12 protein-coding genes and 2 pseudogenes are annotated in these 22,986 nt (G+C 60.5%); 6 read left to right on the forward strand and 8 right to left on the reverse strand.

Features of this window, described 5'->3' with window-relative positions; genetic code table 11:
* Positions 1–6 precede the first annotated feature (6 nt).
* Positions 7–468 carry a DUF943 family protein gene (locus HA46_RS15055; RefSeq protein WP_084885181.1) on the forward strand — a complete coding sequence of 154 codons (462 nt, stop codon included), beginning with the start codon at positions 7–9 and terminating at the stop codon, positions 466–468.
* An 834-nt stretch (positions 469–1,302) separates the two neighbouring features.
* Positions 1,303–1,905 carry a serine acetyltransferase gene (locus HA46_RS15060; RefSeq protein WP_084885183.1) on the forward strand — a complete coding sequence of 201 codons (603 nt, stop codon included), beginning with the start codon at positions 1,303–1,305 and terminating at the stop codon, positions 1,903–1,905.
* A gap of 116 nt (positions 1,906–2,021) precedes the next feature.
* On the opposite strand, the pseudogene HA46_RS15065 reads toward HA46_RS15060, so the two are convergent.
* From HA46_RS15065 to mgtA, 8 genes and pseudogenes are all read right to left on the reverse strand, one after another.
* A pseudogene (locus HA46_RS15065) lies at positions 2,022–2,339 on the reverse strand (VENN motif pre-toxin domain-containing protein); the annotation flags it as partial.
* Between the two features lie 188 nt (positions 2,340–2,527).
* Positions 2,528–2,758, reverse strand: a pseudogene (bamE, locus tag HA46_RS15070) (outer membrane protein assembly factor BamE domain-containing protein); the annotation flags it as partial.
* Between the two features lie 119 nt (positions 2,759–2,877).
* Positions 2,878–3,363 (reverse strand): hypothetical protein, encoded by a 486-nt coding sequence (locus tag HA46_RS20905; RefSeq protein ID WP_143807644.1) that lies wholly within the window; start codon positions 3,361–3,363, stop codon positions 2,878–2,880.
* Positions 3,364–3,806: 443 nt separating this feature from the next.
* On the reverse strand, positions 3,807–13,385 hold the full coding sequence (locus tag HA46_RS15075) for a two-partner secretion domain-containing protein (RefSeq protein ID WP_084885186.1): 9,579 nt from the start codon (positions 13,383–13,385) through the stop codon (positions 3,807–3,809).
* A gap of 12 nt (positions 13,386–13,397) precedes the next feature.
* Positions 13,398–13,925, reverse strand: coding sequence for a toxin-activating lysine-acyltransferase (locus HA46_RS15080; RefSeq protein ID WP_084885188.1), 528 nt, complete (start codon positions 13,923–13,925; stop codon positions 13,398–13,400).
* Positions 13,926–13,927: 2 nt separating this feature from the next.
* The gene (locus HA46_RS15085) at positions 13,928–15,622 is read right to left on the reverse strand and encodes a ShlB/FhaC/HecB family hemolysin secretion/activation protein (protein ID WP_084885191.1); all 1,695 of its coding nucleotides are present in this window, start codon (positions 15,620–15,622) and stop codon (positions 13,928–13,930) included.
* A 271-nt stretch (positions 15,623–15,893) separates the two neighbouring features.
* Positions 15,894–15,980: a magnesium transporter protection protein MgtU gene (gene mgtU, locus HA46_RS21580; protein ID WP_376746410.1), complete on the reverse strand. Its 87-nt coding sequence runs from the start codon at positions 15,978–15,980 to the stop codon at positions 15,894–15,896.
* A 10-nt stretch (positions 15,981–15,990) separates the two neighbouring features.
* The gene (gene mgtA / locus HA46_RS15090; RefSeq protein WP_084885195.1) at positions 15,991–18,687 is read right to left on the reverse strand and encodes a magnesium-translocating P-type ATPase; all 2,697 of its coding nucleotides are present in this window, start codon (positions 18,685–18,687) and stop codon (positions 15,991–15,993) included.
* Positions 18,688–19,286: 599 nt separating this feature from the next.
* Between mgtA and HA46_RS15095 the strand changes: the two genes are divergently transcribed.
* The 4 genes from HA46_RS15095 to HA46_RS15110 form a co-directional block, all read left to right on the forward strand.
* A complete protein-coding gene (locus HA46_RS15095; RefSeq protein ID WP_033791899.1) occupies positions 19,287–20,855 on the forward strand; it encodes an ABC transporter substrate-binding protein in 1,569 nt (522 codons plus the stop codon).
* On the forward strand, positions 20,855–21,907 hold the full coding sequence (locus HA46_RS15100; RefSeq protein ID WP_084885197.1) for an ABC transporter permease: 1,053 nt from the start codon (positions 20,855–20,857) through the stop codon (positions 21,905–21,907). The genes HA46_RS15095 and HA46_RS15100 overlap by 1 nt, the downstream gene beginning before the upstream one ends.
* Positions 21,904–22,761, forward strand: coding sequence for an ABC transporter permease (locus tag HA46_RS15105; protein WP_084885200.1), 858 nt, complete (start codon positions 21,904–21,906; stop codon positions 22,759–22,761). The genes HA46_RS15100 and HA46_RS15105 overlap by 4 nt, the downstream gene beginning before the upstream one ends.
* Positions 22,751–22,986, forward strand: a 236-nt coding sequence (locus tag HA46_RS15110) for an ATP-binding cassette domain-containing protein (protein WP_143807645.1), incomplete at its 3' end; no start/stop codon positions are given. The genes HA46_RS15105 and HA46_RS15110, both read left to right, overlap by 11 nt.

Consider the following 22,986-nt stretch of genomic DNA (forward strand, 5'->3'; position numbering starts at 1 on the left):
GCCGTAATGATAGCAAAAATTAAGAAAACGCTTTATGCCCTGTTATTGGTTGCCGTGGTGATTTTCGGTTATTGTCTTTGGTTATCGTTGCGTCCAGTAGAAATTATTGCAGTACATCAAGATGGCAATTATAGTGATGTCCTGGTAAAAAACTTCCCGCTCACTGATAGAAAAAAAACAAGCTGGTGGCTGAAAAACAAGGACATGTTGAAGGAAAAATATAATATCCCGCAACCTAAAAAAGACGGTAATTTTACTGTGATTTTCTGGCTATTCGGTGATGGTTACAAAGAAACTGATGGCTATGATAGGTTATGCTTTGAGGATATGCCGCCACCGAAAAATTGCATTGATAAAAATAGAGTTTTTTCAGCAAATCACAGCAGAAACATGGGGGTATCGTTTATTGTCATTGGGGGAATTTATCGTTTGAAGGAAAACGGAGATATCGTAAGGGTTAAGCTCTGAATAAAACTCGTTTTTCTTGCGTAGTTGCCCCCACCCTGCCCGTAATGTAGAAAAATTCCGTCGAGGCTATCTCGACGGAGAGAAAAGCGGCAACGCCTTACCGCCTGCCTCAACTCCTTTCAGTAAAATTACACACCTATAATTTTGGACCTGATGTTAACCCACTTCCAGGCGGACTCGCGCATACGCGTGTTTTGCCATGCCAAAATGTTGAGAGTTGTTGAGGTGCAAGGAGCACGTAGCAAAATGTACAATCCGTGCAATACCGGGGAAGGTGAGTTTCTATCTTGCCAATTTTCGGACGGCATCCGATTACGATGTGCAAAAACACGTAGCAAAACGTAGCCCCCGAACTTTTCCAGCACGATCCCACATAGCGAAAAAACGCAGTTTTACCCGGTAAACAGTGAAGTATGGACAGCTGGTAGTGATAACCTGGAAAGTTAAATTGCTTTATATTATGAATTAGTCCACTACCTGATGAGTTCAATTCCCGCCAGCCAAAATTCTTTAAAGATGATTACCAGAGTCATCTGTAGAAGTCCTGGAAGCCCGCGCGGCGCAAGCCCTGCGGGCTTTTTTGTGTCTGTAGCTCTTCATGCATAGCTATTTCTCTGCCCCAGGTTTTACTTCTAATCACCTCGCAGGTGCGTTTTTCATCACCATTCAGATTGAAACAGTCCCCTCAGGGAGTGAACTCAAGTCCTTATCCATAGCGCTTCCACAATGACAATCAACACCTCGTTAAATGTCGTCTTCAGACAAGCAGCTAACGTATAATGCTCAAAATCCTTACCCTTTTAACAAAAAATAAGACTTCACAATGGTATGCTGATGAAAGCTCAAACGGACAAAAGCCTTCTGCTACTAAAGGAATGTTTGCAGAAAGAAGTGATGATGAACGCTAAGTCGTTCTCCTGGCCAAGAGTCATTCACAAAGCCATCAAATGCCCCAGGCGACGCTACTATTTCTGGTGGCGAATCGCCTCCTACTGGTATCAGAACAAAACAGGCTTCTTGAAGCAGGCCGCGCTGCGAATCAACCGGAAGCTGACTTTAAAATACGGAACAGAGATTGAACTCGGCGCGAGGATAATGCCCGGCCTTGTAATTTCGCATCATCAAGGGATCGTCATTAACGGCTCTGCCGTGATTGGGCATTCGTTTCGTATCAGGCAGAACACCACGATTGGAATAACAGGCAGTAATCCTTCTAAACTGCCGATTTCAATCAGAATAGGCAATAACGTTAGCATTGGTGCTAATAGCTGCATTATCGCTGACCAGATTATTATTGGAGATAACGTGGTGATTGGGGCTATGTCATTTATTAATAAAGACCTGCCTGATAATAGTAATGTGATAACGGAGAAGACGCTGAGGATTACTGTTAGAGAAACAGAACCGCAGGATTTAAAGAGTGTAAGTGATAGTTAGGTTGGTTCATCCGAAAAGCTCTGGTGGTAGGGCGCTGTCGGTTCAGTAATGCTTCTGAGCGGCTTTACAGCAGTCCATCGCCGTCAGCATCGCGTTGTACTTCGCCCACTCTTCTTCGACGCGCCTTCGCCCGTCACGCCGCCCGCCAGCCCGGCCGCCAGCGTACCCAGCGCGCTTATCGTCTGGCGCTGCTCTTCCGTCAGGTCCTTGCGGTCCACGCCCGGATACATCTGCTGCGCAATATACTCGCCCATCGCCGCGCCCGAGGCGCCCGCCAGCGCACTGTTGCCCGCCGCGTAAGCCGTTACCGCGCCCACCACTGCGTGGGCCATCAGGTTCGCCTCGACGTTCACCACCTCTTTGCCGTTCGCATCCTTCGTGGTGGTTATGTCGTGGATGACCTCCGCCAGGTAAGGCGCCGCCGCCTGCGCCAGAACGCCGCACGTCAGGCCCTATACCGCCGCCAGCTGCGCGATATTGACGGACTGCGTCGCCTGCTCCACACTCCCGAGACACCTCCTTTGTTAGCCTTAACGCCACACTCTTTAAGATGAAGCATGTGAGTAGTCATTTCCAGGCTGAAGTTTCTGGATAAGACTATTTTACCTAACATTAGAAAAGCTTATTTTCTGCTATAATAAACTTTCTCAACAATATTATTGCTATTAAACTTTAAACCAAGCACAACTTTCTCATCTAAAAAAACAGGAAAGAGAAAATAAACCCTCCTGTCTTTTATATCAGAAAAATAAACCCAGTTATCACCTTCATTATAGTCCAGAGGTGTAGTTGGTCGGCCAATTAATATTAAGACATCTCTTTTTGTAGATTGCCCAACCACAATCTTTTTTTGATTTGCTTTTCTGAAAAACTTGACACTGCCCCTTCTTTTGTCCGATCAATATCCCCAGCACAAGCAGTTAACATCAAAAAAAATGAAACATGCCAATACTTTCCTGGGAGTTATAAAAATCACTTCAATCTTTCCACCGGTTCTTCGACATAGACATCGTTTACCTTATCGTATTTCATACGCGAACCATATAAAATACAATAACCAGAACGATCAGAGAAATTTATCCTGAATTCGTATATTTCATTTGCTTGTGGAAGGAAAGCATAAGAAATGCCACACCTGGCAAAGTAATAACCTATGCTTGTTGGAATTCCCGCATGCAACTTCGTCTCAAAATAAGTTTCTTTATATCTATCAGGAAAGCTTTGATATTTTGGCAACCCAATATCAGTACTTGATTTAAATACCACAACTTTACTATTGTCTACATTAGCCTCTTTCTCACCATTTTGTGAAATGGTAAACCCAACGGGATTTCCTATCAGCCTTATTTTTGCAATATTTTTATCGTTATCTGATGGTGGTATATAGGGTACTTGCCCCCACCTACCTGCACAACCGGTTAAAATTAAAGAAAAAGCGATTACTGCTGCAAACTTCATAAAACCTCCATTTTATAATAAAAACCCATTATTTTTATGCGATTACTAAACAACACTTATAATACAGCGTAATATGCTAAATTTTTTTACATTGTACTCGTGGATTAACAGAATAGCTTCCCAGATTTATATTAATCTTCTTGGTATGCACACATCCCCCTGTCTGCCCTGCTGTTCATTAGCCAGATTCTTCGCCACATTTGCAATGGCCGTAATTAATTAAAGTCCTAACGAATATCAAAAAACCAAAACACAAATCCTGTCGGAACACCCAGTAAGCTAATCTTTAATACTATGGCTATTTCATTCATTCCGAAAGGGAATGGCTGATTAAAATCCCGAAGTAACCAACCTCGCAAAAGATAAGAAAACGCCCCAATAAAAACCAAAGCTATACATGTATAAAGGCACAAAAAAACAACACTCCTATTGATTTGCGATGTTCATTTTTCTTCATTTTTACCTCCAGATAAGGTTTTATTCAAAACATCTCCGGTTGCACCTGAAACATAAGTATCCCCTAAATTTCCCATTATTGATGGTATTTGACTTTGCGGTACTGGTTTAGTTATTGTCCATACGCCTGTGGGCACCCATTCATACTGTTTCGAGGTAGGGTTAAATATTTTATCCATTGGCACTTTGATAACGTTACCTGCCGCATAACCAGCTGATGCACCAGCCTTGCTCAGCAGTGCTGCCATAAAAGGATCGTCACCGCTGATTTCAGCCTGATAATACCCACCTGCCGCGTTCCACGCCATTGTGGGGTTATAACCTTTGCCTGCCGTGATGGCACCAATGAGGCTTGTACCAATCATGTCTGATAATTTTACTTCACCCGTTGTTCCGTATTGGATACCTGCCCCCAACCCGGCCCCCACACCTACCGCAATAAGCTGCTCTTTAGTATTATTAACGGCGTTAGTCAATATTGCTCTCCCTCCCATGACTATGGTTGGCCAGGAAGTCGGATCCATAACCACAGCCATAACACGATCTCCTGAACTGATATTATCCTTAAGGAATTTAAGGTCTGCTCCATTAAGATAATTCACTAGTGCTGCTGCAGACGGATCTTTCAGTTTTTCGCTTAGACGAAACTGGCTGGGGTTTTCATCCCGGGCGACATTGGTATCGGCCTGTATCAACTCCTCCCATGTCACACAAGTAATGCCCCCGCCAGTACAGGTAGCTTTAAGCTCTTGACTGTTTTTGTTACTAATTTCAATGTATTTCTCCGCAGCCTTACTACAGTCGCCGCCTGTCTTTTTACAGTCCAGCATTTCTTTCTCAAGCTGACGAGCCTCATCTTCATGCAATTGATTATTCTCAACCGCATTCCTCCCCGCCTGCGCCCCGGCCACCACATCCGCCGTGCCGTCTCCGGCCACGCCGCCCGCCAGACCCTGCACCGCCGCCGTCGCCGCCTGCATGCCTTTTTGCAGCGCGCTTCCTGTTCCGAACGGCGCCATCGCCGTGTTGTACGCCTCCTCCGCTATCTGGTCGGCGGTTGGGTTCAGATTGCCTTTCCCGGCCAGCGCCTCTTTTGCTGCCTGAAGCGCAGCCGGGTCACGCTTCGCCTTCTCGCCCGCTATCTGCCCCTCCGTCCGGGCGATATCCGCCGCCTGGTTGCCGATTTCCCCAATCAGCTGCGCCTCCTGCAGCCGGTTCTGCTCACGCTCCTTGTCGAATATCGGCGAGAGCGTCTGGTTGGCGTGCTCCACGTCCCGGCTCAGCCCGCTCACGTCCTGCGTCTGATTATCCCGGTCGCGGATAACTATCGCGCCCTCGCTCACCGCCGCCTTCGTCGTTGAGCTGTCGCTGCCGCTGTGGTTCGCCCCTACCAGCAGCCCGTTCGCCATGTTCCCGGCAAACTGACCGGCGATGCTGCCGCCCGTGCTGATGCCCGCGCTCTGGTGCTCCACCTTATAGTCCGCGTGGTTCTCGATGTCGCTGAACCCCAGCGTCCCCGTCTCCAGCCGGTTTTTATCCGCCGCCGCGGTGGAGCCGATTACCGCCCCGTCCAGCTGCGTGTGCGCCCCGACGCTGACGTCAAAGCCGCCCCTGCCCGCGAAGATGCCGGTCTGCTCCTCCACGCTCTGCCAGGTGCTGTGCATCCTGTCGCGCGAGGCGTTGACGCTGGCCGAGCCGGTCATTGAGCCGAAGGTAAAGCTGCCGCCCGCGCTGGCGCTCTGCTGCTTCGAGTCGTAGCGGTCGCTGTCCTGCTCGCTTGCCAGCGTCAGGTTGCGGCCCACCTCCGCCTTCACCTTCTCGCCGCTCACCTGCGCGCCCTGAAGAGTGGTGTCGCGCCCGCTCGCCATCGTTACCTGGCTGCCCGCGCTCACCTGAGTCTCGGTGTGGGTGACGCCGCTGCCCTGCTCGCTGCCTTTGCCCTTGTTGACGCTGGCGGAGACGCTGATGCCCATGCCGCCCTGGCCCGCGCCGATGCCCACGCCAAGGCTGCCGCCGTGGCTCTCGTTTTTCCCCTCCAGCGAGGAGGTATTCGCGGCCGACAGCAGGTTCAGGTCCCGGTTGGCCGACAGCAGCACATCCTTGCCGGCCTGCAGCTGGCTGCCCTGCACCGTCAGGTCGCCGTCGGCGCCTTTCACGCCGCTGCCGCGCGCCACCACGCTCAAATTGTCCCCCGCCGTCAGGTTGCTGCCCTGGGCGGTGCGCTGCTCGCTGCGCTGCATGGAGGTAGAGGACTGGCTGCCGTAAGAGAGGCTGACCCCGATGGCGTTGTTGTTCTCCGGGCTGTCGCCCTGCGCCGCCGCCAGGCGCGCGGCCTGCGTCGCCTGCACGCCGCTGAGCGCGGCTTTGGTGCCCTGTAGCGCCGCCAGCCGTCCGCTGTCGGCGGACTTCGCCTCCTGCACCGTCTGCGCCGCCGTATTGAGCGCGCTGCCCACCGTGCCGGAGAGCGCCAGCGTCAGGCCGGAGGTTTTCTGCTCCACCTTGTGGGTCTGGCTGCTCTGGTTCTCCGCCGCGGTGACGCTGACGTCGCGCCCGTCCAGCGTCAGATTTTTGCCGGCGATAAGTTCGGAGCCGTTCACGTCCAGACGGTTGCCCGCCTCCAGCGTCACGTTGCCGTTCACGCTGCCGACGGTGCTGCCCTGGTTCGTCACATCCTGCGCCGTGTCGGTGGTTTTCAGGCTCTGCGTGCCGTAACTGAAACCGATGCCGCCGGTGCCCGACAGCCCGCTCTTTTTCTCCTGCGCCAGATGCTGTTCGCTGTTGCGCTCCGTCGCGCCCGCCACGCTGAGGTCGTTGCCCGCCTGCAGCGCGACGTCGCGCGTGCCCGCGATCTGGCTGCCCTGCACGCGCAGGTCGTTGCCTGCCGCAACCGTGACGCTGTCGCCGCTCAGCGCGCTGCCCTGCGCCGTCTGGCGCGCAATCTGATCGCGCGTGGTGGTGGTGCTCTTCGACAGCCAGCCGCTGCTGCCGGTCACCTTATGCCGCTCGTCCAGATCCTGGGTGTTCTCACCATTCGTCAGCGTAACATCCTGTCCGGCGGTCAGCGCCAGCGCGAGGTCGGCCGACAGGGTGGCGGCGCGCGCCTTAAGATCGTTGCCTGCCAGCAGCGAGACGTCGCCTTTGCCCACCACTTCGCTGCCGATCTCCTGCGTATTGCCCTGCTTCAGACTGTTGTCGCCGTCCCAGACGATATCGTCGCGGCTTGCGGTGGTGACGGTATTAAGGCTGAGGTCGCGGCCCGCATGAAGCACCGTCTGGCTCGACTTGCCGCTGTTGACCACCTGCGCCGCCGTCAGGTTGATATCGCGTCCCGCCTGCAGGATCAGCCTGCCGCCGTCGCCCTGCACGTACATGCCCGCCACGCTGTCGACGGTGGTGCGCGCAAAGCTGTTGTCGCCGCTGCGGCTCTCAACGCTGCGCGTGGTGCTGATGGCGTTGATATCCCGTCCGGCGCTGGCCAGCAGCGCGTCGGTGCCCTGGATCACGCCGCCGATGTTGTTGATATCGGTGCGGGCGGCGAGATCGACGCTGGCGCCCTTGATGGTGCCCGCCAGGTTAGTGATGTTGTCGGCGCTCAGCTTCACCACTTCGCGTCCGGCCAGCGTGCCGCTGTTGAACAGGCCGCCGCCCAGGTTCAGGTTGAGGTTGCGGCCCGCAATCAGCGCGCCGCTGCCGTCGACATCGCCAGGCTGAACGCGCGCGTAAACCTGCGGCACCAGCACCGTCTGGGTGGAACCATCCGGCAGCCTGACCTGCGCGTTCACCAGCCAGACGATATCTTTGGTCAGCAGCGCCATCTGCTGCGGCGTCAGCGCCACGCCGAGCGTCAGGTGGTATTCCTGACTGAAGTCGATGGCGTTGTTCATCAGCGCCTTGTACTGATCTTCGTCGTTGCTGTAGCCGTCCAGATAGCGCTGCCCCGTCAGGTTGATCACCTGTTCCCGGATCAGACGCTGCTCGTAGTAGCCGTCGCCCAGGCGCTTCAGGACGTTGTCGCTGTTCTGCGTCAGCCTCTCCTGCATATAGTCGCTGCTCAGCCACTGCTTCTCCTGGGTAAAGCGCGGATCGGTCTCCACCAGGTATTTGCCGCCGGGCGACGGATTGGTTTTGAACAGGCTGTTGTCCGGCAGGCGCGTATCCGGCCCGACGATGCGCATCACGCGCGCCGCTTCGCCCTGCTGCGGCGCGAGGCTGCTGGCGACTTCGAAACGCTGCCCCGGCTTCAGGGCGGCGGCGGCGATAGCGGGCAGCGCGCCGGTATCGACCGCCTGCCAGTCAGGCGCAAGCGCGCTGCCCGCCACGGCGGCGCTGACGCCGCCGCTATGGCCGATCGCCGCGTCGGTGCCCTGCGCGCTCTGCGGCGCCAGCGAGACTGGCGTGCCGCTAATGTCGCCGTGATCGACCAGCTGGCCTGGCTTCAGCGCAATCGTCTCAATCACCTCCGGCGGCGTATAGGCTGACTGTTTTTTGCCCTGGCTGTCGCCGCCTTTATGGCGGATGCGGTAGTAGCTGGTGACTTTACCGTCGTCGTTGGTGATGCGCTGGCCCGCCACTTCGACGTTATCAAGCTCGCCCGCATTCATCGTCAGCGTGTTGCCCGCTATGATTTGGCTCTTATCGTTGAACACCTTATCGGCGTTCACCGTCATATTGCCGCCCGCGACGATCTTCGCCGGATCGCTTTCGGCGATCTGCGTCTCCTGCACCGTGCGGGTGTAGTCATACTGGGTAAAACGGTCGTGGTTGCTGCCGGTTTTGCCGGGCGTGTTAAGGTTCCGCAGCGAGTCGGCGGAGTTGCGATCGACAAACACGCCTGGCTCGCCCGCTTTCCAGCGCACAGTGTCGCCCGAATGCTGATACTCGGTGATCGCCTCAGTGGAAACGGTCGCCAGCTCGGTGCTGAAATGGTCGTTGACGTTATTGATCTGCCCGGCGTCGATCTGCATATCGCCCGCCGACTCGATGGTGGCGCTGTGGTTGTTAAGGGTGTCGGCCTTGCCGGTCGCCAGCCCGCTGCCGTCCAGCTGCCCGCCCAGCGCCATATCCCCCGCGCTGTAGATCAGGCCGTGATCGCGGTTGTTCAGCGTTTGGACGCCGATATCGACCCGCTCGCGCCCCGCCAGCGTGGCGGCGGTGCCGTTTTCCGCCAGGTTATTGAAGGTGCCGGCCTGCACGCCGACCGTATCGCCGTAAATCCGGCCGCTGCCGATGTTGGTTAAGGTGCCGGCTTTGAGTAGCGTCTGCTTGCCGTCGATCAGGCCGTAGTTGGTGAGCTGCCCGTTAAGGGTCAGCCAGTCCTGCCCGGCATTGATCTCGCCGCTGGCGGCGTTCAGCAGATTGCTGGCGCGCAGATCCAGCTTGCCGCCCGCCAGCAGTTTGCCGCTGTTGACGACGTCGCCCGGCGTGGTGAAGTTGAAGCTGCCGTTGGCGATCATCTCGCCGCTGTTGTTCAGGCTCTGCTGGCTGACCAGCGTGATATCGCCGCGGGAGAGGATCTGGCCATCGCCCCCGATGCGATCGGCACGGATCGTCAGCGATCGGCCCGCCTTGACGCCGCCCGCGCTGTTGGTCAGCGCCAGGCCGTCGCCCTGCAGCAAAAGATCCTCTCCGGCAGAGAGTTCGCCCTGGCTGTTGTCGACGCTGCCCCGGCTGTTGATGGCCAGCTGCCGGTCGGCCAGCAGCGTGCCGCGCTGGTTGGCGATGCTGTCGCTGGTGACGTTGAGGTTTGCCGCTTCGATGCCCTGCTGCGCGCCCTGGGTATCCTGATTATCGAGCTGCAGCGCGTTGATCACGGCGGTCGCGCCGCTGCGGATAAGGCCAGCGGCGTTATCAATAACGCCCTGCGCACTCGACAGCAGCAGATCGCCGACGCTCTGGATTTGCCCGCCGCGGTTATCCAGATGCGCGGTGGTGAGGCTGGCCGCCTGCTCGCTCACCACGCGCCCGCCATTGCGGTTATCCAGCTCGCCGCTTTGCAGGCTGAGGTCGCCCTTCGCGCCCAACGTGCCGCCCTGATTGTCGATATCACCGCCTTGCAGGCTGAGATCGCCCAGGCTGTAGAGGGTACCGTTCTGGTTGTCGACGCCCTGGCCGTGGCTGTCGACGAGCACGCTACCGCCCTGCAGCAGGCCTGCCCGGTTATTCAGCGCCGATGCGGTATCGAGGCGCAGCGCGTTTAGCATTGATGTGGTGTTGAGGCGCAGCGCGTCCTGCGGCGATGCGATATCGAGGCGAAGCTGATCCTGCGCCACCAGCGTGCCAGCTGCATTATTCAGGCTGCCCGCCGCCAGCTGCAAGGCTTTTCCGCTCAGGGCCAGCCCCTGCGCGTTCTCCATCCGCCCGGCGCGGATCAGCATCTCGCCCTGGCTGGTCAGCCCGCCTTTCTCGCCGCTGTTCTGGTTGAGCAGCGTATCTACGCCGATATCGAGACCATCGCCGCTCTGGATAAGGCCGCCGTCGCTGTTGTCGAGCGTGCCGCCGCGCAGCGTCAGCGCCTGCTGCGCCGCCAGCTGCCCGCCGCGGTTATCCAGCGCGTCGACGCTCAGGCTACCTGTGTCGCCGCTCGCCAGCACGCCCTGACCGTTAAGCAGCTCGCCGGCCGTGACGCGCAGCGCCTTGCCCGCGCCGATGGTGCCGCCCTGGTTATTGAGCCGCTGCGCCGCCTCCAGCGTTAGCCCCTGGCCCGCCTTGATGGCGCCGCTCTGGTTGCTGACGCTCGCCGCAGCGGCGGAAAGCGCCGCCTGCGAGGCGAGCGTGCCGCGCTGGTTATCCAGCTGCGCGCCGTCTAGCTGGAGATCGCCCTGGCTGGCGATAAAGCCCTGCTGGTTGTCGATCGCCCCGGCGTTAAGCGTAAGCGCGCCCAGGCTGCTGATGCCGCCTTTGCTGCCGCTGTCGCGGTTGCTCAGCGCATAGCCGTGCGTGTCGATACGGGCGTCACCGCCCGACTGCAACAGGCCCGCGTCGTTGGTCAGCGCGCCGTCGCTCTCAATCCGCAGCTGCTGTTTGCCCACCAGCGTGCCGCCGCTGTTGTTCAGCGCCTGCGTGGTTAGCTGGGTAGCGCCGCCGCCCGCCAGCATCCCCTGGCGGTTATCCAGCTCGCCGCTGCGCAGCGTCAGCGCGCCGGCACTCAGGATGCCGCCGCTGTCGCCGCTCAGCTGATTGCTCAGGCGCGCGCCGTGCGTGTCGAGCAGCAGATCGCCGCCCGCCTGCAGCAGCCCGCCGTCGTTGTTGAGCGCGCCGCTGTCACTGCGCAGCGCGCCTGTCGCGGCGATGACGCCGTGCTGGTTATCCAGCGCGCGCTGGCCCAGCCCCAGCTGAAGGTTATCGCCCAGCAGCGTGCCCTGCTGGTTATCCAGACCGTCGGCGCTGAGGGTCAGATCGCCCTTCGCCTCAATACGGCCCGCCTGATTCGCCAGCGCCTGCTGCGTGGCGAGGCTGGCGGCGCCGGTTGCCGCCGACGCGCGGCCCTGGCGGTTGTCCAGCCGGTCGGCGTTCAGCCTGAGATCGCGGCTGGCCGCCAGTTCGCCCTGCCGGTTGTCGACCGCGCCGCTGACCTGCGCCGTCAGGCTGCCCTGCTGTGCGGCGACAATGGCGCCGGAGCGATTATCCAGCGCCGCGGCCTTGAGGTCGATATTGCCGTTGCCCGCCAGCTGGCCGCCCTGGTTATTCAGAGCGCCGCGCGTATGCAGCCGCATCTCGCCGCTGCCGCTCTGCACCAGCTGGCCCTGCTGGTTCGACAGGCTGTCGACATCGGCGTCGATCTGCTGCGCGGAGGTGGTCCCCTTGTCGAGGTCGAACTCGCCGCCGCGCAGGCTGAGCTGACCGTTGGAAAGCAGCCTGCCGCCGCCGCCCTGCAGTCTACGCGCGTCGATGGCCAGCGCGCCGCTGCCGGCATGGGCGATCTCGCCGGACTGGTTATCGAGCGTATCGGCGTTCAGGGTCAGGCTGCCGCTGTTGCTGGCGATGCGTCCGCCGCGGTTATTCAGGCTGCCCGGCAGCGCGATGGCGAGGTCGTCGCCGCCGGTTTGCGTAATCTGGCCCTGCTGGCTGGAGAGATCGTGCGCCTGCAGATCGAGCTTGCTGGCGGTCAGCGCGCCGCCGTCGTTATCCAGCATTTTGCCGGTGCGGGCAGCGAGCTGCTGCTGCGCAACGAGCGTGCCGCCGCGCGTAGCGATGTCGCCGTTGCGCGCCTCGAGGGTGATGTTTTTCCCCTGCGTGCGGCTGCCGCTGAGATCCAGACGCTGGCCGCGCGCGGTCAGGCTGCCCCCCGCCAGGTTCTCGCCCTGCGCGCTCAGCGCGCCATCGGCCGCAAGCGTCAGATCGCCTGTCTCACCGAGCCTGCCGTCATCCTGCACGCCTGCGGCAAGGATGCCCGACGTCGCGCTGTTGAGACGAGCGGCCTGCAGGGTAACGTTGTTGCGCGCGGCGACGGAGCCGCTGTTTCGCACCTCCGCTGCGCTGGCGACCGTGGCGCTGCCGCCGGCGAAGAGCGCGCCGCTGTTGCTCAGGTCCTCTCTGGCGGCGACCTGCAGATCGTCGCTGCTGCGTATGCTGCCGCTGTTTTCGATGCGGCCGTCGGCGGTGATGGTTACCGCGCCGGCCTGGGCGCCGATGTTGCCCGCGTTGCGCACGCCGACGCCCGCTTCGGTGCCGATCAGGCGAATTTTTCCGGCATACATGCCGCCGAGGCTGGAGACGTCCAGCGATACCTGCGGACGCGAAGCGGCATCGTCGCCCTGTTTCGCGACCTGCTGATGCGCCGCATCCACCTGGTTGCGCCCGGTAGAGACTTTGAGATCTTTAGCCCAGACGCTGGCGTTGATTTTCACCGAGCGGGCGATAATGTCGGTGTAGTCCTGGCGCGAGCTGTCCATGCCCGCGCCTTCGACCGCCACCTCGCCGCGCTCGACGTTAAAACCGGTGAGGTTGCCGTTATTCATCTGCGCCTGGCCGGTGGTGAGCGTGGCGCGGTTGGCATTGATAAATCCGCAGCCGTTGCAGGTGATGCCGGACGGGTTAGCGATCACCACCTGCGCTTTTTGTCCCGCCACTTCGACAAAGCCGTTCAGGCGGCTGGGATCGCGCGAGTTAACCTCGTTGAGGATCACTTTGGCCTCGCCGCGGGCGAGCCAGGGGTTGCCGCTCACCATGCCGCCCAGTTCGGTCTGCACGTTTTTGTGGGAGTTGTTGAGGATGGCGCCCTGCTGCCCGACGTCGAACTGGCTATAGCTGTTGCGCGACACCCCGCCGGCGGAAGGGGTCTGAATATTGATCTGCGGCGTGCCGTTGGCGCTGTTGATAATGGTCGGCTGCTGACCGCCCGGCGCCTGCGGGTCGGCGACGATGGCGGCGCTGGCGGGCTGGATGACGCCCATCGCCAGCCAGAGGCTGAAGCTCAGCGCGCCAACCCGGCCGATGAGTCGGCTGAGCGTGCGGCCCAGGCCCGATACGCGTGCGCCGCCTGCGCGGCCCGAACCGGCAATATCGGCCACCACCATCAGCATGCCGCGCGCTTTGTTGAAAATAATGCGGTAGAGGTTTCTGTTCATCTAATGTCCCTATCAGATTTGCGGTAACGCCACGGCGAGCGGATGCTCCTGCCGCCACGCTTTTGCCGCCTCGCGGCTGACGCTGGCGCCATGAAAATTCAGCACGCGCTTGCCGCGCTGTTCGCCGCGATGATCTAACGCCCGCCAGCAGGCGTAAGGAAAGAGGTCGCGGCGCACCAGACGGCTCATCGCCGCGGTATGACCAAACGGCGCGATCCAGTCGCAGCACCACATGCGCTCGCCGCTGTTCCAGTCTTCGGGCGGGAAATGGATCGCAGGCAGCCTGAGATAGCGCGCCTCGGCCTCTTCGTTCAGCCAGGCCCAGCTAAAGAAAAAAACCGGCTCGCCCGCTTCGGCGACCAGCACGTACTGCTGCCTTTTGACGATCGGCAGCAGCAGCGTCGGCAGGGCGTGCAGCGGCGCGTCGCGATGCAGCGGCGAGTGCATCCAGAGCCAGACCGCGGCGCCCAGCACTTCCGCTTCGCTCTCTTCGCCGCCGAGGATCAGCGGCGATTTAATCTCATAGTTCCCTGCGCGCATGCTCAGTAGCTCCAGTTGAGGTTGAAGCCGAGCGTGACGTTGCTGGTGCGCAGGCCGTCCGGTTTAGAGAGCGGCGTGCCGATAAACAGGTCATAACCGGTGTTGAACGCCTGCCCGCGCAGCCCCGCCACCCCGCCCGCCAGGTGCTGGCCGGTGAGCAGTTCGCTGCCTGCGCCGCCCACCTCGCCGTAGTCCGCGCCAAGATAAAGCTCCTGCGCGGGCAGCGGCGTGCTCCAGGCGATGTCGTTGCGCAGATACCAGCCGCGGCTGGCGTTGAGCGCGCGCTCGCCGTCGAAGCCGCGCACCGTCCAGCGGTTGCCGATGGAGAACTGCTCCTGCGGCGTGAGCGGCGTGCTGCTCATCTGGCGCAGATACTGCATGCTGTAACGAAAACGCTGATCGCCGATGCGGAACGGCAGGTTGAACTGGGCGTTAAGCTGCACGATTTTGCTCAGCGCGGTCGCCTCGCCGAAATACTCCTCCGGCGCGGGCTGGGCGCCGAACCAGCGCGTGCCGCGCTGATAGCTGACGCCCGCGTCCAGCGTCGCCTGGCGGATATAGTGGCGGTGCTGCAGGCCGATACGCCAGGCGGCGGTCTGTCGCCGCTGCACCTGCACCTCGGTGTCGTTGATATAGTTGCGGGTTTCGCGCGTCAGCACGTCATAGGTCAGCGACGTTTTCTGCGAGCCGCTGCGGTGCAGCACGCGGCTGAGCTGCAGATCGAGGCTTTTGCTTTTTCCGCTATAGCGGTAGTCCTGGTTCGTGCCGGCGACCGTCTGGTGATAGTCGTAATCGCTGCCCGTTACGGAGAACATCCAGTAGCCGAAGGGCACCGAGTAGTGGCCGGTGAAGTTTTTGCTGCCCTTGCCGCCCTGGCCTTGCAGATCGTGCGTGGCAGAGAGGTAAAAGAGATCGCTCAGCGCAAGGGGATTGTCGAGCGACAGCGTGACGCCGCCCAGGTAGCGGCCGGTGCTGCGGGTGCCGGAGTCGTCCAGCGACAGGCCGACGCGCCACATTTTTTGCTGCTTCCAGCGCACCTGGATATCGCTTTCGCCCGGCTGTTCGCCGGGCACCACCGACATATCGGCCTCCACGGTCGGCAGCCGCTGCAGGTTTTCCAGCCCCTGCTCGATATCGCGTAAATCCAGCAGGTTGCCGGCGTGCGCGGGAAAAGCGCTGTAGAGCCAGAGATGGCGATCGCTCTCCGGCGTCAGCTCTGCCTCCTGCACGTAGCCGGGCAGGATCACCAGCCGCAGCGTCCCGCTGTTGAGATCCTGCGAAGGCGCCAGCACGCGCGTGGTGACATAGCCGTGATCCACCAGCCGGTTTTGCAGGGCGCTCATCAGCAGGTTAATGCCCTGCGCGCCCAGGCATTTTTCCTGCGCCTGGCTGGCGATGCGGCGCAGGGGCAGCCAGTGCGGCAGCGCCTGCTGCCCCTGCAGCTCGACACGCGCGATAAGAAAACAGGGTTTTTCAACGGGAAAGTCGATGCGTCCGAAGCTGGAAGCGGGCGGCGAAAGCCGCACGTCGGGCGCCTTCGGTTCGATTTGCTGCTCCAGCGCCTGCTGGCGCTGTTGCTGCTGGCGGATCTGTTCGTTAGCGTCAGGAAACGCGTCGGCGGCAGCGGCCTGCGCGGTTAAAAAAGCGCCAGCCAGCAGAGAAAAAGAGAGCGGAATAGATTTGTGCCGAAGATGCATCAGACAGTCCCTGTCGCGTAAAGTAATCGTAAATTATGTTAATTTAAGTAAAACTGGCTGCGTATTATCCATATATTCAGGTTACCGACAACTCTCTTCTGATGAATTTTCAGGCGGATTGTTTAATGGATTTTACAATTTTGTATAGAGATGGGCGGCCAGAGCGGCATCGCTGGAAGAGAAGAGCCAGGCGGAAAATTAATACCAAAAATATCTATAGCCCGGCTGAAGTAGCAGAAAAACGGCGGCGAGTCGCCTCGCCGCCCGCGTGTTAGCGCACTATCACCGTCAGCAGAATCAGCGCGATGGCGATAATCGCGACGCCGATAAATGCCCGGTCGAGCCCTCTTCTTTTCATGTTCGCCCTCCTAGAACCACTGACCGAAACGGCGGATATAGATCCGCTTCATGCCCTGCGCCACCAGGCAATAGCCGAACAGCGTCGCCGCCAGCCAGGGGAAATAGGCGAGCGGCAGCGGCACCAGGCCGACCATCGCGCCGAGCGGCGAAAAGGGAATAGCGATGCCGAGCGCCATAATGGCGAAGGTGGTCAGCAGCACCGGCAGCGCCGCGCGGCTCTGAATAAAGGGGATCTTCTGCGTGCGCAGCATATGCACCACCAGCGTCTGCGACAGCAATCCTTCAACGAACCAGCCGGACTGGAACAGCGACTGCGCGCCCGCGTGATCCGCGCCGAAGACGTACCACATCAGCGCGAAGGTGGTGATATCGAACAGCGACGAGGTCGGCCCCATCCACAGCATAAAGCGTCGGATATTGCCGGCATCCCATTTGCGCGGCTTGCGCAGGAACTCCGCGTCCATTTTGTCCCAGGGCAGCGCCAGCTGAGAGATGTCGTACATCAGGTTCTGCAGCAGCAGGTGAATCGACAGCATCGGCAGAAACGGAATAAAGGCGCTGGCGATCAACACGGAAAAGACGTTGCCGTAGTTAGAGCTGGCGGTCATGTTCAGGTACTTGATGATATTGCCGAAGGTTTCGCGCCCTTTCAGCACGCCCGCTTCCAGCACGCGCAGATCTTTCTCCAGCAGAATAATGTCGGAGGACTCTTTGGCGATATCCGCCGCGCTGTCGACCGAAATACCCACGTCGGCGTCGCGCAGCGCCGGGGCGTCGTTGATGCCGTCGCCGAGGAAGCCGACCGTATGGCCGTTCTGCTGGAACAGCCGCACCAGACGCGCTTTCTGCGGCGGCGTCAGCCTGGCGAACAGGCTGCTGCGCTCGGCGGCCTGCGCCAGCTCGATGTCGCTCATCGCCTCGATCTCATCGCCGGTCAGCATGCCGCTGGCGTCCAGACCAACCTCGCGGCAGATGCGCGCGGTGATCGTCGGGTTATCGCCGGTCAGCACCTTGACCGCCACGCCGCTGGCACGCAGCGCCTTAATCGCTTCGCCCGCGCTCGCCTTCGGCGGATCGAGGAAGGTCAGCATCCCTTCTAGCGTCAGCTCGCGCTCTTCCGCCTGCGTCAGCGGCTGCGCGATATCCCCTTCGCGCGTCGCCACCAGCAGCACGCGGAATCCCTGCTGGTTATAGGTTTCGGCCAGCTTTTGCAGCGCCGCCCGCCGCGCCGCGCAGAGCGGCACGCATTCGCCGTTGACGCGTACGCGGGTTGATGCGGCGAGCATCTCCTCGACGGCGCCCTTGCACACCATCAGCGATTCGCCCTGCTGCAGATCTTCCAGCAGCACCGACAGGCGACGCCGCGCGAAATCGAAAGGCAGCTCATCCAGTTTATGGTAGCGGCTGCGCTGCGCCTCGCTGATGCGTCGCGCGCCCGCGCGCACCACCGCCCGATCCATCGGGTTTTTGCCGCCCGTCTGGCTGCTGCTGTTCAGCCAGCCGAGCAGCAGTACGCGTCCATCCTCTTCGCCGTCGCAGTTGAGGACGTGCGACAGCTGGATCTCATCCTGCGTCAGCGTGCCGGTTTTATCGGTGCAGAGCAGATCCATCGCCCCGAGGTTCTGGATGGCGTTAAGGCGTTTAACGATCACCTTGCGGCGCGCCATCGCCATCGCCCCTTTCGCCAGGTTCGAGCTGACGATCATCGGCAGCATCTCCGGCGTCAGCCCCACGGCGACGGCCAGCGCGAACAGCGCGGCGTCGGTCCAGTCGCCTTTGCTGAAGCCGTTAATCAGCAGCACCACCGGCACCATAATCAGCATAAAGCGGATCAGCAGCATGCTGACGCCGTTGACGCCGCGGTCGAACGCGGTCTGGGCGCGGCTGCCGACCAGCGACTTCGCCAGCGAGCCGAAGTAAGTCTGACTGCCGGTCGCCACCGCCACCGCGCAGGCGCTGCCGCCAGAGACGCTGACGCCCATCAGGCAGATGTTGTCCTGTTCCAGCAGGCTTTTGCCCGCCGACCGTCCGCCGCTGCTTTTCGCCGCCACCTCGGCGCTGAGATCGACTTTCTCCACCGGCAGCGACTCGCCCGTCAGCACCGCCTGGCTTACGCAGAGATCGCGCGAGCGGATCAGACGCACGTCGGCAGGCACCAGATCCCCCGCGCTGAGCAGCACGATATCGCCAGGCACCAGCTCGCGCATGGCGATCTCCTGCGGCGCGCCGTCGCGCATCACGGTCGCCGTGGTGCGCACCAGCGATTTCAGCGCCTGCGCGGCGCGGTTGGTGCGAAACTCCTGCCAGAAACGCAGCAGCGCGCTCAGCGTCACCATGGTGCAGATGATGATCACGCCGGTAAGATCGCCCTCATCCCCGGCGCGCAGCGGCAGCCAGTAGTCGGTGACAAAGCTCACCGCCGCCAGCGCCAGCAGCACGTAGATAAAGGGGTTATGAAAGGCCATCAGCAGCTGCAGCAGCGCGGGCGGCGCTTTCTCCTGCGCCACTTCGTTAGGGCCGAACTGCGACAGACGGCGTTCCGCTTCCTGCTGGCTCAGCCCGTCCGCCTGACTCTGCAAGTGGGCCAGCGTCGCCTCGACCGTGCGGTCAGCTTCCTGCTCGACTAAATAATGTTTTGCGCCGCTTTGCGCGGCACGACGGCTATTTTTTGTCAGCGTCTGGCTTTCCAGTTTTAATTCAGACATGGTGAATTCTCCCTGCAACAGGCAAAGCAATCCCGGCACGCGAATTAAAGCGTGCGTAAATAAAGAAAATATTAAAGGGGATGCGTAGCGTGACGGGCGAATAAGCCGCAGGCGCGAACCGCTCGCCGCACGGATCTGTCGACGCGGTGAGCAGGCGCAGGGCGCAGCCGGTCAGCTACGCGAGCGAGGTGGAGGAAAAAGTGCGTGAATGAAAAACGGCATAACGATCGCCCTACAATAAATAGCGTTTCCAGGAAGCAATCGTTATTAAACAGGATCGCTGCCCGCCGGATGGCAAGCAGCATGGAAATTCAGCTTGCCGGTGTCAGTAACCAAATCGAATGACTGTCCAAGTGAATTCTCCAGTAGAAAGTTGCCGCTATTATAAGCGCGGCGAAAAAAGGATAAAGATAAATTAAGACTAAATTGGCTTCGTTGAGGTTCTGTTTCTCTATACTGAGTTAACGCCGCTTTGCGTCTCTTATAACCAGAGCGCCACCCTTATAACTTTTACGCATAAGTTTAGCCAATAATAGACTATTCTTCCCTTAATCCCTCTCGTACACTCGCGTGACTACTTTATAAGGCAAGGAATTACCATGAAAAAAACCGCTGCTTCCCTGTTGGCGCTTTCGCTGACAGCCGCCTTTGCCGCGCAGGCCGCCACGCCGAAAGATACGCTGGTGATCGCTCAGTCTATCGACGACGCCGACAGCTTCGATCCCGCCAAAGGATTCGAGCTGACCAGCGTGCAGGCCTTTACCAATATCTATCAGCGCCTGGTCCAGTCCGATCCGCAAAACCCGACGGATCTGAAACCAACGCTCGCCACCAGCTGGCAGCCGGGCAGCGACAACCGCAGCCTGACCTTCGAACTGCGCAAAGATGCGAAATTCTCCAGCGGCAATCCGCTGCGTCCGGAAGATGTTATCTTCTCGCTGGGCCGCGTGGTGAAGCTTAACCTCGATCCCTCTTTTATCCTGACGCAGCTCGGCTGGACCAAAGAGAACGTCGACACCTTCCTGAAGAAAGTCGACGACAACCACGTGCAGATCAGCTGGACCGCCAACGTCAGCCCGACCTACGTGCTGAGCCTGCTCTCCGCGCCGGTCTCCTCTATCGTCGATGAAAAAACCGTGATGGCGAACGCGAAGAACGGCGATCTGGGCAACGGCTGGCTGGCGACGAATTCGGCGGGCAGCGGCCCCTATCAGATCCGCAAAGTGGTGCTGCATCAGGTGGTGTTGCTGAGCGCTAACCCGACCTCGCCGGCCGGCGCGCCGAAGCTGAAAAACGTGCTGATTAAAAACGTGCCGGAGCCGGCGGCGCGCCGTCTGCTGCTGGAGCAGGGCGACGCGGATATCGCGCGTAACCTCGGCGCCGATCAGATCGCCGCGCTGAAAGGCAAGACGGGCGTGAAGACCGAAGCCTACCCGATGGCGTCGCTCTACTACATTCAGTTCAACGTCGGCGGCAACGAGACCCTGAAGAATCCGGCGCTGTGGGAAGCGGCGCGCTACCTGTTCGACTATAAAGGCATCGCCAACGACCTGCTGAAAGGCCAGTTCGACGTGCATCAGACCTTCCTGCCGAAAGGCTTCCTCGGCGCGGTCAACGATACCCCTTACAGCTACGATCCTGAAAAGGCGAAGGCGATTCTGCAGAAGGCGGGCCTGACCAACGTCAGCTTCGATCTCTCTACCAGCAATCAGCCGCCCTACCTCGATATCGCGCAGGCGCTGCAGGGCAGCTTCGCCAAAGGCGGCGTGAAGATCAACGTGCAGCCGGGCCTGAGCTCGGAAGTCTCCACCAGCGTGAAGGCGCATAAGTATCAGGCGACGCTGAACGCCTGGGGCGCGGACTACTTCGATCCCAACACCAACGCCGCCTCTTTCGCCTATAACCCGGAAGACGGCAGCAAAACCATCGCTTACCGCTCCGACTGGCATATTCCCGAGCTGAACAAGCAGGTGCTGGCGGCGACCGCGGAAAGCGATCCGCAGAAGCGCGTGGCCCTCTACAAAGCGATGCAGGAATCGGTGCTGAAAAACTCGCCGTACGTGATCGGCCTGCAGGCGCGCAACCTGGTCGCGCTGCGCGACAACCTGAAAGGCTACGTGCAGGGCATCAACCCCGACATGGTCTACTACTCGCAGGTCAGCAAATAATGGCGCAGTCAGCCTCGGAGGCCGGGTTCGCTCGGCAGCTCTGGCCGCGCCTGTCGCGGCTGGTCACCAGCCTGCTGTCGCTGCTGGTGACGCTGCTTGGGCTGCTGGCCTTTACCTTTATGCTCTCCCACCTTTCGCCGGTGGATCCGGTGCAGCAGATCGCCGGCGATCACGCCAGCGAAGCGACCTACGCGCAGGTGCGCCACGAGCTGGGGCTGGATCAGCCGGTGCTGGTGCAGTTCTGGCGCTACCTCGAACATCTGGCGCGCGGCGATCTCGGTCTTTCCCATCTGACGAATCAGCCGGTGGCGAACGATCTGATGCAGACTTTTCCCGCCACCATCGAGCTGGCGACCTGCTCGATGATCTTCGCCGCCCTGTTCGGCGTCAGCCTGGCGCTGCTCGCCGCCTGGAAGCCCGGCAGCGTAATCGACAACGTGGCGCGCTTCGTCTCTCTGCTCGGCTACTCGGTGCCGGTGTTCTGGCTCGGCCTGCTCGGCCTGCTGCTGTTTTACGCCGTGCTGCACTGGTCGGCCGGCCCGGGACGGCTCGACGATCTCTACGTCTATACGCTGGAGCCGAAAACCGGCTTCGTGCTGATCGACAGCTGGCTCTCCGGCGATCCGGAGATGTTCCGCAACGCCATCGCCCACCTCTGGCTGCCGGTGGTGATCCTCGGCCTGCTGGCGATGGCCGGCATTACCCGTCTGCTGCGCGCCGCGCTGCTGGAAGAGAGCAGCAAAGAGTACGTGACGCTGGCGCGCGCCAAAGGCGCGGGTCGCGGCCGTATCCTGCTGCGCCATATTTTTCCCAACGTGCTGGGCACGCTGGTGACGGTGATCGCCCTCTCCTACGCCACGCTGCTGGAGGGCTCGGTGCTGACCGAGACCGTCTTCGCCTGGCCGGGCGTCGGACGCTATATGACCAATGCGCTCTTCTCGGCCGACGTACCGGCCATCCTCGGCTCTACGCTGCTGATCGGCGCCTGCTTCATACTGCTTAACGCCCTGGCGGACGCCCTAACCTGGTTAACCGATCCGAGAACCCGATGACGCAACAACTCTCTGAACTCGAAACCGTGCGGCCGCGCCGCCGTCGCCGTCGCGTCACCTCGCTGACCATCGGCCTGACGCTGGTGGCGGTGCTGGTGCTGACCGCCCTGCTCGCGCCGCTGCTGGCGCCTGTCGATCCCAATCTGCAGACCATTTCGGCGCGCCTGCTGCCGCCGTCGGCGCAGCACTGGTTCGGCACCGACGGCTTCGGCCGCGATCTGCTCTCCCGCGTGATCTACGGCGCGCGCCCGACGCTATTGCTGGTGTCGCTGATCCTGGTGCTGACCATCCCGGTCGGCCTGCTGGTCGGCATTACCGCCGGTTACGTTGGCGGCTGGACGGAGCGCGTGCTGATGCGCATTACCGATATCTTTCTTTCGCTGCCGAATCTGGTGATCGCGCTGGCGCTGGTGGCGATGCTTGGTCCCGGCCTGATGAACGGCGCGCTGGCGCTGGCGCTCACCAGCTGGCCGCCCTTCGCCCGCCAGGCGCGCGCCGAAACCCTGGCGCTGCGCCGTAGCGACTATCTGGCCGCCGCGCGTATGCAGGGCATCACCGGGCTGCGCCTGATGTTCGGCCATATTCTGCCGCTCTGCCTGCCCACCGCCGTGGTGCGCGCCGCGCTCAGCCTCGGCGGTATTATTCTCTCCGCCGCCGGCCTCGGCTTCCTCGGTATGGGCGTGCAGCCGCCGACCGCCGAATGGGGTTCGATGGTGGCGGAAGGCAGCAAAGTGATTTTCGACCAGTGGTGGGTCGCCGCCGCCCCCGGCGCGGCGATTCTGTTCGCCAGCCTGGCCTTTAACCTGACAGGCGACGGCCTGCGCGACCGACTGGATACCCGCCATGCCAAATGATCTGTTACTTCACGCCGAGTCGCTGAGCATCCGCAGCGACGACGCGCTGCTGGTGGACGACATCAGCTTCCGCATCGGCCGCGAGCGCGTGGCGCTGGTGGGCGAATCAGGCTCCGGCAAATCGCTGACCGCGCGCTCGCTGATGGGGCTGCTCTCCCCTGCGCTGCACCTGCACGCCCAGAAACTGGAGGTGGCCGGGCACGACGCGCTGCGGCTGAGCGAAAA

The sequence above is a fragment of the Pantoea septica genome (genome assembly GCF_002095575.1).
Lineage (GTDB): Bacteria > Pseudomonadota > Gammaproteobacteria > Enterobacterales > Enterobacteriaceae > Pantoea > Pantoea septica.